The sequence below is a fragment of the Algoriphagus sp. A40 genome (assembly GCF_002002735.1).
GTDB lineage: Bacteria > Bacteroidota > Bacteroidia > Cytophagales > Cyclobacteriaceae > Algoriphagus.
The window spans coordinates 1-15809 of the sequence record NZ_MUNY01000031.1; the positions used below are offsets into that span (position 1 = coordinate 1).

Annotated in this window: 15 protein-coding genes; 7 read left to right on the plus strand and 8 right to left on the minus strand. The window is 43.6% G+C overall.

The window, feature by feature from the left end:
- Nucleotides 1–253 precede the first annotated feature (253 nt).
- Complete coding sequence (locus B0E43_RS00620) at nt 254–964, plus strand: family 2 glycosyl transferase (protein ID WP_077346132.1); 711 nt, start codon at nt 254–256, stop codon at nt 962–964.
- On the opposite strand, the gene B0E43_RS00625 is transcribed toward B0E43_RS00620, so the two are convergent.
- Both B0E43_RS00625 and B0E43_RS00630 read right to left on the minus strand, forming a co-directional pair.
- Entirely contained in the window at nt 965–1744 is a 780-nt protein-coding gene (locus B0E43_RS00625) for a glycosyltransferase family A protein (RefSeq protein WP_077346133.1), read from the minus strand.
- Nucleotides 1744–2574, minus strand: coding sequence for an FkbM family methyltransferase (locus B0E43_RS00630; RefSeq protein WP_254423332.1), 831 nt, complete (start codon nt 2572–2574; stop codon nt 1744–1746). Before B0E43_RS00630 ends, B0E43_RS00625 begins: the two co-directional genes overlap by 1 nt.
- 774 nt (nt 2575–3348) lie before the next feature.
- Here B0E43_RS00630 and B0E43_RS00635 point away from each other — a divergent pair.
- A complete protein-coding gene (locus B0E43_RS00635; protein WP_168171871.1) occupies nt 3349–4359 on the plus strand; it encodes a DUF4421 domain-containing protein in 1011 nt (336 codons plus the stop codon).
- 63 nt (nt 4360–4422) lie between these two features.
- The gene (locus B0E43_RS00640; protein ID WP_077346136.1) at nt 4423–5967 is read left to right on the plus strand and encodes an aldehyde dehydrogenase family protein; all 1545 of its coding nucleotides are present in this window, start codon (nt 4423–4425) and stop codon (nt 5965–5967) included.
- A gap of 108 nt (nt 5968–6075) precedes the next feature.
- On the opposite strand, the gene B0E43_RS00645 is transcribed toward B0E43_RS00640, so the two are convergent.
- On the minus strand, nt 6076–7026 hold the full coding sequence (locus B0E43_RS00645; protein ID WP_217349126.1) for a polyphosphate kinase 2 family protein: 951 nt from the start codon (nt 7024–7026) through the stop codon (nt 6076–6078).
- 193 nt (nt 7027–7219) lie between these two features.
- Here B0E43_RS00645 and B0E43_RS00650 point away from each other — a divergent pair, with 193 nt between their 5' ends.
- Together B0E43_RS00650 and B0E43_RS00655 are read left to right on the plus strand one after the other, a co-directional pair.
- A complete protein-coding gene (locus B0E43_RS00650; protein WP_077346137.1) occupies nt 7220–8311 on the plus strand; it encodes a 6-phosphofructokinase in 1092 nt (363 codons plus the stop codon).
- A 65-nt stretch (nt 8312–8376) separates the two neighbouring features.
- Nucleotides 8377–9696, plus strand: coding sequence for an acetylxylan esterase (locus tag B0E43_RS00655; protein ID WP_077346138.1), 1320 nt, complete (start codon nt 8377–8379; stop codon nt 9694–9696).
- Nucleotides 9697–9720: 24 nt separating this feature from the next.
- On the opposite strand, the gene B0E43_RS00660 is transcribed toward B0E43_RS00655, so the two are convergent.
- Nucleotides 9721–10128, minus strand: coding sequence for a hypothetical protein (locus B0E43_RS00660; RefSeq protein ID WP_077346139.1), 408 nt, complete (start codon nt 10126–10128; stop codon nt 9721–9723).
- Nucleotides 10125–10547, minus strand: a complete 423-nt coding sequence (locus B0E43_RS00665; protein ID WP_077346140.1) for a hypothetical protein — start codon at nt 10545–10547, stop codon at nt 10125–10127. Before B0E43_RS00665 ends, B0E43_RS00660 begins: the two co-directional genes overlap by 4 nt.
- A gap of 489 nt (nt 10548–11036) precedes the next feature.
- Here B0E43_RS00665 and B0E43_RS00670 point away from each other — a divergent pair, with 489 nt between their 5' ends.
- Together B0E43_RS00670 and B0E43_RS00675 are read left to right on the plus strand one after the other, a co-directional pair.
- A complete protein-coding gene (locus B0E43_RS00670) occupies nt 11037–11429 on the plus strand; it encodes a PAS domain-containing protein (protein ID WP_077346141.1) in 393 nt (130 codons plus the stop codon).
- Entirely contained in the window at nt 11426–12298 is an 873-nt protein-coding gene (locus B0E43_RS00675; protein ID WP_077346142.1) for an MBL fold metallo-hydrolase, read from the plus strand. The genes B0E43_RS00670 and B0E43_RS00675 overlap by 4 nt, the downstream gene beginning before the upstream one ends.
- Before the next feature lie 36 nt (nt 12299–12334).
- Here B0E43_RS00675 and B0E43_RS00680 read toward each other — a convergent pair whose 3' ends face one another.
- From B0E43_RS00680 to B0E43_RS00690, 3 genes are all read right to left on the minus strand, one after another.
- Nucleotides 12335–13081 carry an MBL fold metallo-hydrolase gene (locus B0E43_RS00680; protein ID WP_077346143.1) on the minus strand — a complete coding sequence of 249 codons (747 nt, stop codon included), beginning with the start codon at nt 13079–13081 and terminating at the stop codon, nt 12335–12337.
- 180 nt (nt 13082–13261) lie between these two features.
- Nucleotides 13262–14197: an ORF6N domain-containing protein gene (locus tag B0E43_RS00685; protein ID WP_077346144.1), complete on the minus strand. Its 936-nt coding sequence runs from the start codon at nt 14195–14197 to the stop codon at nt 13262–13264.
- A gap of 23 nt (nt 14198–14220) precedes the next feature.
- On the minus strand, nt 14221–15759 hold the full coding sequence (locus B0E43_RS00690; RefSeq protein WP_077346145.1) for a YifB family Mg chelatase-like AAA ATPase: 1539 nt from the start codon (nt 15757–15759) through the stop codon (nt 14221–14223).
- Between the last annotated feature and the right edge of the window lie 50 nt (nt 15760–15809).

The window sequence follows — 15809 nt, forward strand, 5'->3', positions numbered from 1 at the left end:
TTGAACAAAGAAGGGAAGACGATACAAGTCCGTCTCCCCTTCACAGTCTGGCTGATGCCGACTTAAGTATCGAAATTTAAGAAAATCCTTATTTCTTCTTGACTTTAAACACAGAATCTCAATGGTTGAAAAAGGGAAGATATTTCTTAAGTCAAATCAAAAAGCTTGGAAATGGAACAGAAGCTGCCCCGTCTTTTTAGACAGACTTTTTTGCCTTGGCAGAAAGGAGTAATTTTGACCAAAATCTCAATTCATGGCTGAAGTTCTTGTCATCACTCCGGTGAAAAATTCCATCGAAACGACCTTGGATACGGCAAGGGCTATCGCTTCTTCCGACGTTTCGGTCCGACATGTGATTTTCAATGATTTCAGCACAGAAGAAACAAAAGCCCGCCTGGAGGAAAACAAATCCAAAATCGGCTATGAATTGATTCATATCGAAGAGCTGACTGATCACCCTTCCCCCAATTACAAACTGGTTTTGCAGATTTCCCAAAAGATGGCTTTGGAAGCAGGATTGCCACTGTTGGTGATCGAATCGGATGTGGTTATCAAATCAGACACAATTTCCAGTCTTCTTTCTTACAAGAGCAAAGGGGTAAAACCCGGTTTGATCGGATCAGTTACAGTGGATGAAGCTGGAGTGGTAAATTTTCCCTATCTCAAATTCAAAGGGGTAAAGGAACCAGTCATCCAGACCCAGCGAAGTCTGAGTTTTTGCTGTACCCTTTTTACTTTGGATTTTCTGAAAAGCTACGATTTCACAGGCTTGGATGAGGCTAAAGATTGGTACGACACATACATTTCCAAAAAGTCCATCGAGTTAGGCTTTGAAAATGCGGTCTTGATGGATGCCCCGGTGTGGCACCGTCCGCATGCCAGCCGTCCCTGGAAACAATTGAAATACAGCAATCCGCTGAAGTATTACTTTTTGAAATTTTGGAAGGGGTTGGATAAAATCTGATCAAAGCTTTCCAAGCCATTTCAGCAAGGTATTGTATGGTTTTGACCAGGTTCTTTGAAACCTCAGAGGACCATTTAATTCTCTTTCAAAAAAATCACTATGTTTTGCATTCAGGTAAGCGATTCGCTCACGCTTTTTTTGATTGGTACCTGTTTTCTTGCGCTTGCTTCCGGAATGGATTCGATAGAAAAAACCGGTAAAGGGGAGTTTTACGACATCTCCTTCATCTTTTAATATTTTTATCCAAAACTCCCAATCCTCACGACCCATTTTCATATCCTCTGAGAAGCCGCCCACTTTTTCCCAATCAGATTTCCTAAAAAGGGAACAGGCAAAAATCATATTATCTCTTGCAAGTAGATTCCTGCTGAATGGCTTGAGCTTCCAAGGTTTTGTGCCAAAATCGCCAAATTTTTCAGCCTCACAATAGACTACTTTCACCGATGGCTGGTGATCTAAAACTTTTGCAGCTTCAGACAAATAGTTTTTAGAAATCAAATCATCTGCACCGAGTGGGAATAAATAGATTCCTTTTGCAGCCTTGCATCCAGCGTTTAACGCAGCCGATGTACCGGCATTTGATTGATTGATTAGTTTTATTTCGGGATGATCTTCAGCTAGACCGGATGCAATCGCCAATGAACTGTCCGTTGATCCATCATCCACAACTATTATTTCGAGAGGTTTGTGGAGTGAGGCGAGCGCGGAAAGAACAGTTTCCTTCAAATATTTTTCCCCGTTGTATACCGGAATCACAACTGAAACTAGAGATTCAGACATTATTTAAAGAATTTTTCAAATCCACTGGTTGGGTTTTTCATGGCTAGATCGTTATCCCCGAATCTCTTTGTGGTGTAGCCTGCCTCTTTTAGGATATTCAATGCGAGTTGATAGTCACTCTCTGACAAGCCCGCATTTTCAAATACGACGACTTTAGGTTGATGCTTTTTTAAGTCAAAAATTCGAATCACTTCCAAATCAAAACCCTCTGCATCTATTTGAAGCAAATCGATTTTCTTAATTTTAAATTCCCGGATTAGACTTTCAGGAGAGATTACCCTTACTTCCTCCTGACTAATCCATTTTGATTTGTCTGTAGGAATCGTTTCCCCGTATTTTTTACAATTGTATGCTACTATTCCGCTATCGTATGCCTTGAGTACTTGGTTTTTGGAAAACGAAGAAAGGCCGGTAGCCCATCGAGTTGAAGAAAATCCAATTTTATACATCTGAAGCATCCCATCCTCAGCTCCTATCGCCGCATTTAAGACATTTATTCCGGCATTCTTAGCGTAAATTTTCTGAGTAAATTCAGTGAATACAAATTTTTGAGGCTCAAGTAACACGCCATTCCAATTGTCTCTCTTAATGAACTTATGGATCGGATCATTACTTATCCCATCATTGGCACCGATCTGTATTACCGTAAAATCTCCTTTTTTTGAAAGCGAGTAAGCGCTAAGAAATTCACTTAGGCTTCCCTTTTTCGGGCGGTACAAATATTTATAAAAACCCAAAAAAACCGGGCTTTGTGTCGCACTCAAATGGAAGCGATACTTTTTCCATTTATTTTGAATTTTTCGCTTGAAAGACAAATTTGCGGTTTGCACGATTGGTGGAGTGAGGAGGTGGCAGAAAATTAATTTTTCAAAAATACAACAAAAATAAAATACATTCCCCGGACTACATTTACAGGAAAAATGATTTTAAAAAATCCTCAGAAGATAAATTTGATTGCTTTTGGCAGAAATTAGAAAATGGCCTGAACTGATTTGATCCAAAAAACACCCGGTATTTTACTCGTTTTTTTCAGGATTCAAAGATTCCAGAAGTATTGCCAAATGCAACTTCATTAACTGACTTGAAGAAACCATTTGTATTGCAGTTAACTTTTGTTGGAGAAATCACTTTCAATTCGGGATGAATGGGTGAATTTGGTCTGCGATAGAAGTTGAGGAATCAGTCGATTCAAGGTTCACAATAACATTTGAAAAAAGGGCGATGTGATGATTTGAGAGAATAAAGGAAGTTTAATCATAGAGTTTTTCTTCATTAATGACAGGTTTTACCACACTGGCCTATGATTGGGGTATTTTCATTTTTAAAAGTATCTGTATACTCTAAGGTGATTTTCTGCATATCAAATTGGGATTTTCCTTTGATCAATATATTTTTTTTTCAATCAAACGATTAAAATCCAAATAAAAATTTGATTAATCGAAATCTATAAATAATTTTATTCTCGGTGATTAACAACTTTTCTCTATCCTTCTTTTTCAAAAATGAGATTCGAAAGAATCCATTTTTCGAACTCTGACAGTTTTGAAGGAACCCTGGCGAAAGTCAGGGTTCTTTTTGTTAATATTCGAATAGATTATTTCTGTATGAGGCCATTTAGCTTAACCCTCCTGGTTGTTTTGTTTTTGTTGGTTCCGGCCTTTGTAAAAGCCCAAACCAAAGGGCTTGACACTGCTTATATTAAGGATACTCCGGAGAAGATGATCCTGAGGGCTTATTTCTCCAGGAAGTACACCGAGATCAATTATGGAGATCAAATTGGAGTTTACGAACCCAATACCGGATTGAACCTTGGGGTCGGGGTAACTTTTCAAAAATTCACCTTAAACATCGGTGTTCCTGTTTCATTTTTGAACCCGGACAGGAAAGAAGAATGGCCAAGTTTCTTGGACTTGCAATCCCATATTTATCCAAACAGCTGGATAATTGACTTGTTTGGGCAGTTTTACAATGGGTATTACATCAAAGATTTTAATAACCCAGGCGAAGACTACCTCCGAAAGGATATCCGGGTAGTAAAACTGGGTGCTAGTGCCAGTTATCTTTTCAACGGAGAGAAGCTTTCTTTTGAGGCAGCATTTCACCAATCTGCCATTCAGAAGCGATCAGCCTTTTCACCTATGGTAGGTTTTGAAGCGTACCGTGTGAGAATCAGCGGAGATTCCTTGATTTTGCCTGAATCTGATGGGCCGATTTTGGGCAATTATTCCCGTGGAGATTTCTGGCAGGTGGGGCCCAATGCCGGATTTGCAGGGACTTTGGTGATTGGAAAAGGGTTTTTCATCACCGGAGCAGCATCAGGAAACCTTGGTTTGGGGATTTCCAAGGCAGATCAGGATAAGGAAACCAAAAACGTTGAACTAATGCCGGGGTATTTTTTGAGAGGATTTGCCGGATATAACGGAGACCGGATTTCCATCAATGTGAGTTATGTGTATAAGCAACTGGATCTCACCAAGCAGCAGGACATTTCCCATTCAGTCAATACTGGAAACTACCGGCTCAATTTGATCTATAAAATCAACCCCGGTCCAAAGCTGACCAAAACCTACACGAAGTTTAATCCTCTCCAGATCATCAGCAGGATGAAGGATTGATCGGATTATTCTGTTCCCTTCAATAATTTTTTAGCTTTGATTTTCCAATCAATCCCCTTTTCCATGACTGACGCATTTGGTATCCTTGAATCCTTGCAAAAAATCGGAGTTCAACCTGAAAACCTTGGCTCCTCAACAGGGATGGATTGGATGGATTCCGGCGAAGATTTCCTTTCTTCCTTTTCTCCAGCTGACGGCAAACTGATAGCCAAAATCCAATTGGCGAATTCTGACACGTATGAGACCATTATTGCTCAGGCACATTTGGCTTTTGAAAAATGGAGAACCGTTCCTGCGCCTCAAAGAGGTGAAATTGTAAGAGAAATCGGGAATGCACTACGCGAAGTCAAAGCTGATTTGGGTAAACTCGTTTCTTACGAAATGGGAAAATCTTACCAGGAAGGCCTTGGCGAAGTTCAGGAAATGATCGACATCTGTGATTTTGCCGTGGGACTTTCCCGTCAATTGTATGGACTGACGATGCATTCAGAGCGTCCTGGGCACCGAATGTACGAGCAATGGCATCCATTGGGGATCGTCGGGATTATTTCCGCGTTCAATTTTCCGGTAGCGGTGTGGTCTTGGAATGCTGCCTTGGCTTGGGTTTGTGGGGATGTCTGCGTTTGGAAACCTTCTGAGAAAGCCCCGCTTTCAGGAATTGCCTGTCAACATATTGTGGGGAAAATTTTTGCCAAGCATGGCATGCCGGAGGGGATTTCCAATTTGATTATCGGGGATTATAAAATCGGGGAATTGATGTCACATGATCCAAGGGTTCCTTTGGTTTCTGCCACAGGATCTACCCGCATGGGGAAACTGGTGGGAAAAGCTGTGGGTGAACGCCTGGGAAGATCACTACTCGAACTTGGAGGAAACAATGCCATCATCATCACTGAAAACGCAGACTTGGACATTGCGATCCGCGGAGCACTTTTCGGAGCGGTTGGTACAGGCGGTCAAAGATGTACCACAACCAGGAGGTTAATCATCCAGGAGAATGTTTATGAAGAAGTCAAAACCAGACTTGCATCAGCCTACTCCAAACTTATAATCGGAAATCCTCTGGACGAGAAAAACCACGTCGGTCCGCTTATAGATCAAGATGCAGTGAGAAATTATCTCGCGGCTATTGAAAAAGTAAAAACAGAAGGTGGAAAAGAGGTAGTAGGCGGGGGAGTTCTATCTGGTATAGGATACGAATCCGGATGCTATGTAAAGCCTGCCATCTATGAGGCAGAAAATCATTATGAAATCGTCCAGCATGAGACTTTTGCACCGGTTCTTTATTTGATCAAATTTAAAACCTTGGCTGAGGCCATCGCTTTGCAAAATGGCGTTCCACAGGGGCTTTCCTCTGCTATCATGACAACGAATATGCGTGAAGCAGAAGCATTCTTATCCGCTTCAGGATCGGACTGTGGCATTGCCAATGTCAATATCGGGACATCCGGAGCAGAAATCGGGGGAGCATTTGGAGGGGAAAAAGAAACCGGAGGAGGACGTGAATCAGGATCAGATTCCTGGAAAGCCTACATGCGCCGCCAGACCAATACGATCAATTACTCGACTTCTTTGCCTTTGGCACAGGGAATCAAGTTTGATATATAGATTTTCTTGTCACCAGGCTACAGATAACAGTCCACCAAAAAATTCAGAGACAATACGTTTGAAAGACTGTTAACCAATCGTTCGCTGCTCCTGCCGACTGCAAACTGGCTACAGCTTTTCCTCCAACAAGGTCTTTTTCATCTCCTGGAGTCTCCCTACCTCGTCTGGTGAAAGGGTAGGGAAGGTTAGGTCCATTTCAGCTAGGGCATGGATGATTGCCGAAGCTACGGCGATCCTGGCGTAAGGCTTGTCATCTGCCGGGATAACATACCAAGGACTATTTTTAGTGGAGGTTTTGCGGATTGCATCCTCATAGGCTTTCATGTATTGGTCCCAATAGCCTCTTTCCTCTATGTCCCCAGAGTTGAATTTCCAGTTTTTGTCAGGTTCATTGATTCGCTCTAGGAACCGTTGCTTTTGTTCTTCTTTGGACACGTTGAGAAAGATCTTAATCACTTTCGTGCCGTTTCGGTGGAGATGTTTTTCGAAACTTTGAATGTCTTCCAGTCTCTCCTCCCAGATTTTCTTGGTGACGAGATTTTGGGGGAGTTTTTGGTTTTTCAGGATGCCTTCGTGTACCCGCACCACCAGTACTTCCTCGTAGTAGGAGCGATTGAAGATTCCTATTTTCCCACGTTCTGGAAGTTCCTTGATGCATCGCCAAAGAAAATCATGATCCAATTCTTCCGCATTTGGCGCTTTGAATGAGGTGACGTGACAGCCTTGAGGATTGATTCCTGAGAGGACATGCTTGATGGCTCCGTCTTTTCCGGCAGCATCCATCGCCTGGAAGATCACCAACAACGCCCACTTATCCTGAGCGTAAAGCACTTCCTGAAGCTCAGCAAGCGCATCTATGCCCTGCTCCAGGGCTTCCTTGAACGTCGATTTATCTTCCGGACCAAACGTTTTTTTTGGAGTTGTGGAAAAATTTTTGAGTTTGAAGTCCTTTCCGTCGCCGACGCAGTACCGGTTGGAGAATTTTTTTGCGCGCTTGATTAGCTCTTCGTCACTCATTTTTTTCAGTGCCTTGGCTGTTGGATTTTCGTCTCCTTTCATGTGGTTTTTATCAAGAAAAATGAACTGGCTGATTTGCTTCTTCCAAAGAATGCTTATTTCTGTTCGAATAGTCACTTTTTAGGCTATAGCCTGTAAAAAGATACACTGAAATTCTTGAAATATTCCTTACCTTATTTTTCCAGGTCATTGCAAAAAAATAAGCCTGCATTCTGACAAACTGTTTAATTGTGCTATGAAGAAACTATTGGTTGCCACTGGAGGTGGAGACTGTCCCGGACTCAATGCAGTCATTCGGGGAATTGTAAAACGGGCCTCAAAACAGGCAGACTGGGAGGTCTGGGGAAGTTTTGAAGCCTTAAATGGACTGATGGAAGAGCCGACTCGACTGATCAGATTGGATGAAAAGACTGTTTCGGGAATTCATGTCAGAGGAGGAACCATCCTGGGCACCACGAACAAAGGCAATCCGATGAATTTCCCTGAAAAACAGCCTGACGGCACGGTGAAATCTGTCAATCGAATTCCCTGGCTGGTCGACCGATTAAAGGCGAAAGGTTTTGATGCTGTCATTAACATCGGTGGGGACGGGTCTCAAGCAATTTCCCAGGCCATGTTTGAGGCGGGGATGCCTGTAGTCGGTGTGCCAAAGACAATCGACAACGACCTTAATTCCACTGATTTTACATTCGGTTTTCAGACAGCCGTGCAAACTGCTTCCGATTCTTTTGACCGTCTTGTGACGACTGCCAGCAGCCATCACCGCGTGATGATCATGGAAGTAATGGGTCGGGATGCTGGCTGGATTGCATTGTATACAGCCATTTCCGGAGGAGCAGAGATTTGCCTGATTCCCGAGATTCCTTATGATCTTAAGGTAGTTGTGGAAAAACTGAAAGGCAGATATAAGGATGGTCGAGGCTTTGCCAATATCGTGATTGCAGAGGGAGCGAAGGCAAAAGACGGGACTATCACCTCGACCAAAGGTGAAGAGGGCAGGCATGCCGTTCGTTTGGGTGGTGTATGTTTTACCTTAAGCCAGCAGTTAAAAGATGCCGGAATTGAAGCCGATATTCGGGAAACGGTTCTCGGACATACGCAGAGAGGCGGAACTCCGGTTGCATTTGACAGGGTCATTGCATCGGTTTTTGGAGTGAAAGCGATGGAACTGATCCTAGAGGAAAAATTTGGACATTTAGTTGTCCTCAAAAACAACGATTACACTTCTGTTCCGATCAAAGAAGCGATCAGCGCTTACAATTTTGTTGATCCTCAGGGGACTTTGGTCCAAGCTGCCAAAGGACTTGGAATTTGTTTCGGCGATTAGAGTTGAATCTCTTTCTACGTAATTAAACCTAACCAATCATATAACCCTTTTTCACAAAAACCCATATGGCCAATCTTCCCTCCAGACCCTCCAAAAGCCTCTTTTTCCTAGGGTTGCTTATTTTCTTTGTCAGCTTTGCAGAGCTGTCTTTTGCTCAAATTCCGAGGCAATACCTGGAAATTTCTGTTTCACCGAATAAGCCGAATTGGGTCTATGAAGTCGGAGAGGAGGTTGAATTTATCGTTTCGGTCACCCAATCCGGACGACCTGTTGCAGTGGAGAATGTCAGGTATTTCGTCAAGGAGGAAAAGATGGAACCAATCCTAGAGGGTCCTTTGGAGCTGAAGGATGGAAAGGCTACAATTTCTGCCTCCGGAATGAAAACACCGGGATTTCTCAGGTGTGAGGTGTTTGCTACGATTGATGGGAAAGAATACCGCGGATTGGGAACCGCAGCTTTTGAGCCTGAAAAGATCCAGCCAACAGTCGAAATGCCTGCGGATTTTGAAGCTTTTTGGGAGGAAGGAAAAGCAGAACTTGCAAAAATCCCGATGGATACTAAAATGATCCATGTTCCAGAAAGAAGTACGGAATCGGTAGATGTTTACCACGTGAATTTCCAAAATATCAGAAACAGCAGGATTTACGGAGTTTTGACTGTGCCAAAAGGAGGTGAAAAATACCCTGCCATTTTGTTGGTTCCTGGAGCAGGAATCCGCCCATATTCAGGTGATTTGGGCAAAGCCGCAAGAGGTGCGATTACTTTGCAAATTGGCATTCACGGCATTCCGATAGATATGGCCCCGGAAGTTTATGCCAATTTGTCGAGTGGAGCCTTAAATGGATACTGGAATTTTAATGTTTCGGACAAGGACCTGTACTATTACAAGCGGGTTTATTTGGGATGCATCAGAGCAGTTGACTTTTTGGCTTCCTTACCGGAGTTTGACGGACAAAATCTTGGGATTCAAGGTGGAAGTCAAGGTGGAGCACTTTCAATCATTACGGCTGCCTTGGATCCGAGAATTAAATATTTGGCATCCATGTATCCTGCCATGAGCGATATGACTGGCTACCTGAATGGAAGGGCAGGAGGATGGCCTCATATTTTCGCAGGCAATAACCTTGAATATTTCAATTATCCCGATGCGATTGAAACAATTGGGTATTATGATGTGGTGAATTTTGCGAGGATATTGAAAACACCGGGTTTCTACTCTTGGGGATTTAATGACGACACCTGCCCTCCGACTTCATATTATTCAGCTTATAATCAAATCAAGGCTCCCAAAGAAGTATTTATAATTCCTGAGACAGGTCATTGGACCTATCCTGAGCAAGGTGTCAAATCTGATAATTGGCTTTTTGAAAAGTTGAAAAAATAGAGTCGAAATAAGGTCTGAAAATCCTCAAATGGGGATTTTCAGGCTTAATGCTGTCATGCTTTTTGGATGACCTGGGAATGAAATTGGCTGATTTAGAGCTTGATTTTCTAAAGAAAGTCGAGCTGCCAATCTCCCATTCTGTCCAGCACTTAAGAACACGGGGACACTGACAATAATCGAAATCGCCCCAGTCAAGCTTAAAATTGATTTAACGGTATGGTTGCTTGATCCATCATAGTCACTATAGGTAGGTGGCATAGCGATAGCGGTCAAGAGAAATGCAGTGCCTGACCCGATAAGGATCAATCCTGTTTTGTATTGATTGTTACTCTTTTTTAATAATTCAGAGGGTGTGGTTGCTAAGTTCTTTGTTTGCGATTGCGCTTGAAAAATTAACCCAAACAGGAGGATTGTGAAAAGGAGATTTTTCATTGCTTTGAGGGATTGAGTGGAATAGAAAAGTTCAAGGCTGGATAAACGTTTGCGGATGGTCCATTTGGCTTGATCACTTGCACCGAGTTTGCTCCGATACTTAATTGTGCTGCTTTTCTTGCACTTGAGGCTGAGCTGATGATTATAGGAATGCTAATTATGGTTGCAGTAGAGCCTAACCCAAAAGCGATTACCCCTCCTCCAAATGCGGTGCTATACCAATCGTTCGAGGCAGCTGCTAAAATTAATCCCAAGCCTGCGGTACCGGCTCCGATCACCATCATGGTAATCCCAGTCTTTTTCCGACTTTCACTTTGGCGTAGGTATTCTTCTATCAGCAGCTTATTCTCCTGATTTTGGGCAAATAGCTTGGGCGAAGCTAAAAGAAAGAATGCCAGGATTAGGAATATTTTGTACATGAGTGATGGGGGTATCTTTGGGAACTTAAAGCGAGTTTTATAAAGCAATGTATTTATTCTTTTTTTAGGTGAGCTCTGAGAAATTCCCAATTTGCTAACTAGATTAATTGAATTTTACCAAGGAGATTTTTTTCTAAAAAGAAACGCATGCTGAAAACAGTAAAGACCCTGTAGTTCACAATCCAAATCGACAATCCGGCAGCCAAAAGTGAACTTTTGCTGTTCAATAAATCCCCTCGATCCTGGATAGCCGTCCAACTCATGTCTTTTCTACATGGGGATTAAAAGAAAATGGTCATTGAATTAAGTTCCAACATTTGCTAAGCGCTGGCGAATTGGAGGAATAGTTCTTTCTGGACAGGATTTAATGCTAAAGAACCTCAGAATTGAAAAATATTGTCTAGGTCTTTTATAAAAGAGTAGTAGATAGTTCTGGCAATACTGAAAATTACTTAACTTCTCAGAACTTTTGAATAGACCCTTGCTAGCATGCCAGCACAGCCCTTAGAATTAATTTTGGCCAGACAGTTTGGTGATTGCCTGTGCATTCCGTTTTTTTTGGTTGATCCAGAGGGAAACCTCCTGTTTTACAATGAAGCAGCGGAGGGCATTTTCGGATTGAAGTTTACAGACACAGGTGGAATGAGAGTGGAGGAATGGACCACTGTTTTCAAACCTACCGACAGTGAAGGTAATCTGCTTGCACCGGAGGAACTTCCTTTGGTACAGACACTGACCTCCCGGCGACCTGCAAACGGCTCGTTTTACATTGACAATATCAAAGGGGAGCGGATTAAGATCACGGTTTCGTCCTTTCCGGTAGAAGGAAGGCCAAACAGGTATCTGGGTGCAATTGCCATGTTTTGGAAATCTGCGACATGAAAGCTAAGATTTGGGGATGCCGTGGATCCTTACCAGCTCCCGGACCGGAAAATTACCAATACGGAGGCAATACTTCCTGTATTCAGGTGACGCATGGAGATACTTGCATTATCCTCGATGCCGGATCCGGCATCCAGAGGCTTGGAAAATTTCTAAGTCCCAACATCCAGGAAATCCACATTCTGCTAACCCATCTCCACATCGATCACACCATGGGTTTGGGATTTTTTCTCCCACTCTACAATCCCCAAGTGAAAGTCCATTTATGGGGGCCTTCCTCAGCCTGTGAACCTCTACTCAACCGGATCAGAAGCTATTTTTCCCCGCCCTTGTTTCCTGTCCGGATGAACGAATTACCCAATCATCCCATCATCCATGAATTGAGCAACGAGGATTTTATGATCGGTGAAGTCAAGATCCACAGCGAATATATTTGCCATCCTGATCCCACTTTGGGCTATCGATTGACGGCAGATGGTGCTGTCTTGGCTTACCTGCCTGACCATGAGCTTCAGCTAGGATCCTTCGATTTTCCCAATGATCCCGAATGGACTTCGGGTTTTGAAATTGCCAAATCTGCTGACATTTTGTTTCATGACGGAAGCTATACGGCTAAGGAATATTCTGGAAAAATCGGTTGGGGGCACAGTTCGGTGAGGGATGCTATTGCCTTTGCAGAAATCTGTAAGGTCAAAAAACTGGCAGTATTTCATCACGAACCTACCCGCTCTGACGAACAAATCGATCAAATGCTCAAGGACGCCCTACGAAACAGGAAGTTGACATTTGAGGTAGAAATGTGTGCGGAAGGCAGTGAATATGATTTTGAAATGGCCATCCAAAGAACTAAAAGTGCTGACCTAATTTGATCCGAGTCTGCCTTTCTTTAGTTTCTCGAATTAAGATTAATTTTCAGGATACCAGTTTCTTAACCTTACATCCACTTTTGGAGCAGAGACATTGACCAATTGTTTGAACTTCTCCGTATCGCTCAGTCCCTCTCCACCGCGGTAATGAAAAGGATAAACTATCCCTGGCTGAAACTCCGAAACAGCACTTGCTGCCTGCTCCACATCCATGGTAAATGGCAGGTTCATACAGACAAAGGCCACATCCACATTTTTCAGAGACCTCATTTCCGGAATGTCTTCGGTGTCTCCGGAAATGTAAATCTGCTTTCCTCCCAATGTGACGACATATCCGTTTCCGCGCCCTTTGGGATGGCGACTGTCGGCAGTTTCAGGGATGTTATACATCGGAATAGCTTCGATTTTGGCTTCCAAAAGTGTTTTGGTTTGTCCGTTGCCCAGGATTTCGATGGCTTTGTATTTTCCGGAAGGAAGTTTATCCGCAACGGCTTGAGGAGCTACGAGGATCGCTTGGCTGAGATCCAAACCGTCCAAAGTCTCCTGATTGTGGTGGTCTCCGTGGATATCGGTGATCAGGACCAAGTCGGCAGGTTTTTGCCCGACAAATTTAGCAGCTCCGCCATAGGGGTCAACATAAATTGTCATGCCCTTGTATTCCAAAATCAAGGTTCCGTGGAGGATAGGCCGAATGTTAATGTCGCCGCCTTTGGCCGGAATTAGGTCTTGGGCTGAGGCTGAAAAGGCCAGGGCAGTGAAAAGCAGAGAAAGAGAAAGATTTTTCATCGGATATGTTATTAAAAGAAACTGAGAGATTGACGATCTGTTTTTCCGTCTGTCAAAGAGTGGAATAGTAATTTCGGGGATTTTGGTGCTTTTGCTTTTTCGTAATCAAATATTTACTTGGCGAGTTTGCAAAGGAAGCCCCAAATCCAGGTATAAGAGCGAGATGATACAAGGTGGATTTCAAATAGAGGGATATTGGAGCTTATCGAGGTTTAATTGCTTTATCAATATACCGACCATACTGTCCATCCGGGAAAAGGCGAACCATTTCTTGCCGAGATCCTTCAGTGAAGCTCCGATATGGTAGAGTTCTGTCCTGTCCAGGATCAGAAATCGGTCATGGCTTTGGGCCAGAGATTTTACCTCGATTTCTGGATATTGGGCATGGTGTTTTTCCAGATCCAATTGAAATGCCTTGGTGATTGACTTGGTATAAATGATCGCTTTTACCCCTTTATGCCGTTTGGATAATAGAGTCAAAACTGATTCATCTACATAGTTGTCAATTAGAATTATCTCCTTTTTGGCATTTTTGATCAGCCCGGCTACAAAGGCATAGGCGTCAAAAATCTGCCCATCAAAGAATATCCCTTTGTCCGGTTCGGGTTGTCCGGCTTCCATAGCTTTGAAAATCCGTTCTATCTTTTCTTCGGTTTGGATTTGCTTGATTTCCAACTGATCTAATCGATGGAAAACCGAGGCGTTTTGTAGTAGGAACTTCCGCATTGATACAAATGCCTGGATGATTTGGATGCTGACTTGAACTGCTATTTCACTTCTCAAAACTGCTGAAAGCATAGCTACCCCTTGTTCGGTGAAGGCGTGTGGCAAATATTTAATGTTTTTTCCGCGACTGTGTTTTTCTCCTTTCAAGATCACAGTTTGTGATCTTGAAAGAGGCTTATCATTTAAGGTCACATTTTGTGACCTTAAATGATAAGCCTCTTTAATTGTCAACTGGAAACTGAAATCTTCTGGAAATCGCTCCAAATTTCTCTTTACAGCCTGGTTAATTGTTCTGGTTTCTACTTGATAGAGCTCCGCCAAATCACTGTCCAGCATCACCTGAACACCCCTGATCGTGTAAATCCTGTTTTCGATTGTCAAGTCATTCATTACCAATTCTTCCTTCTAAATTCTCACCCCGCCCATCCTTCTCTATCCAAGCTTCTGTACTGGATAGCCTCTGCTAAATGCTCGACTTTGATGTTCTCACTTTCTGCGATATCGGCGATGGTTCGGGCTACTTTCAGAATCCGGTCATATGCTCTGGCTGACAGCCCAAGCCGCTCCATGGCCGTTTTGAGCAGGGCTTTTCCGGCTTCGTTGATCTGACAGATTTCTTTGACCAAGTGAGATGGCATCATGGCATTGCAAAAGACTTCAGGGTTGTTTTGGAAGCGTTCTGCTTGTCTTTCTCGGCCTTTAATCACTCGCTCTCGGATGGATTTGCTGTTTTCGCTTTTGCGGGTGGAGGTCATTTCCTCAAACTTCACAGGAGTCACTTCCACATGGAGATCGATTCGGTCAAGAAGTGGCCCGCTGACCTTATTCAGATAGCGCTGCACAATGCCCGGCCCGCAGACACATTCCTTTTCCGGATGGTTGTAGTAGCCACAGGGACATGGGTTCATGCTGGCGATCAGCATAAAGTTCGCCGGGTAGTCCACAGAGATTTTTGCCCTGGAGATCGTCACTTTTCGCTCTTCCAAGGGTTGGCGCATTACTTCCAAAACCGTCCGTTTGAATTCGGGTAATTCATCCAAGAAAAGCACACCATTGTGTGCCAGGGAGATTTCTCCAGGTTGGGGATTGCCTCCGCCACCTACCAATGCCACATCTGAAATGGTGTGATGGGGACTTCGAAAAGGCCGCTGGGCCAGAAGTGAGGCGTGTTTTCCAAGCTTTCCCGCTACTGAGTGGATCTTGGTAGTTTCCAGTGCTTCCTGGAGCGAAAGGGGAGGAAGAATGGAAGGAAGCCGCTTGGCCAACATGGTTTTGCCTGCTCCGGGAGGACCGATCATGATCACGTTGTGACCTCCGGCGGCAGCGATTTCCATGGCGCGTTTGATGTTTTCCTGGCCTTGGACATCGGCAAAATCAAACTCATTTGCATCCAGAGAATGGTAAAAGATCTCCCGTGTATCAGTGACCAAGGGTTCGATTTCCAGATTTCCCTGAAGAAAATCCACTGCCTGATCCAGGGTTTCCACTCCAATAATGTCTATGTTATTGACGATGGAGGCTTCTTTAGCATTTTCCAATGGCAGAATAAATCCCTTGAATCCCCGCTTTCGGGCCTCGATCGCGATGGGCAGGACCCCTTTGATCGGACGTAAATTTCCATCTAGGGAAAGCTCGCCCATAATTACATAGCGGTCAAGTTCGGGGAAAATGACCTGCTCTGAGGCCTGCAATATTCCCATTGCAATCGGTAGATCATAAGCAGATCCTTCCTTTCGTACATCAGCCGGAGCAAGGTTGATGACGACCTTTTGCCGTGGCATTCGGTAATTGAAGTATTTAAGTGCAGATTCTACGCGCTGTTGGGATTCTTTCACTGCAGAATCCGGCAACCCAACCATGTAGAAACTGGTGCCCTGACCCACATTGACTTCGATGGTGATCAGATTGGCGTCTACCCCGGAGACGGCACTTCCAAAAGTTTTAGCTACCATAGCGGAAATAAAAAAAGGAGACGTTTGGTCTCCTCAATATACTCGTTTGT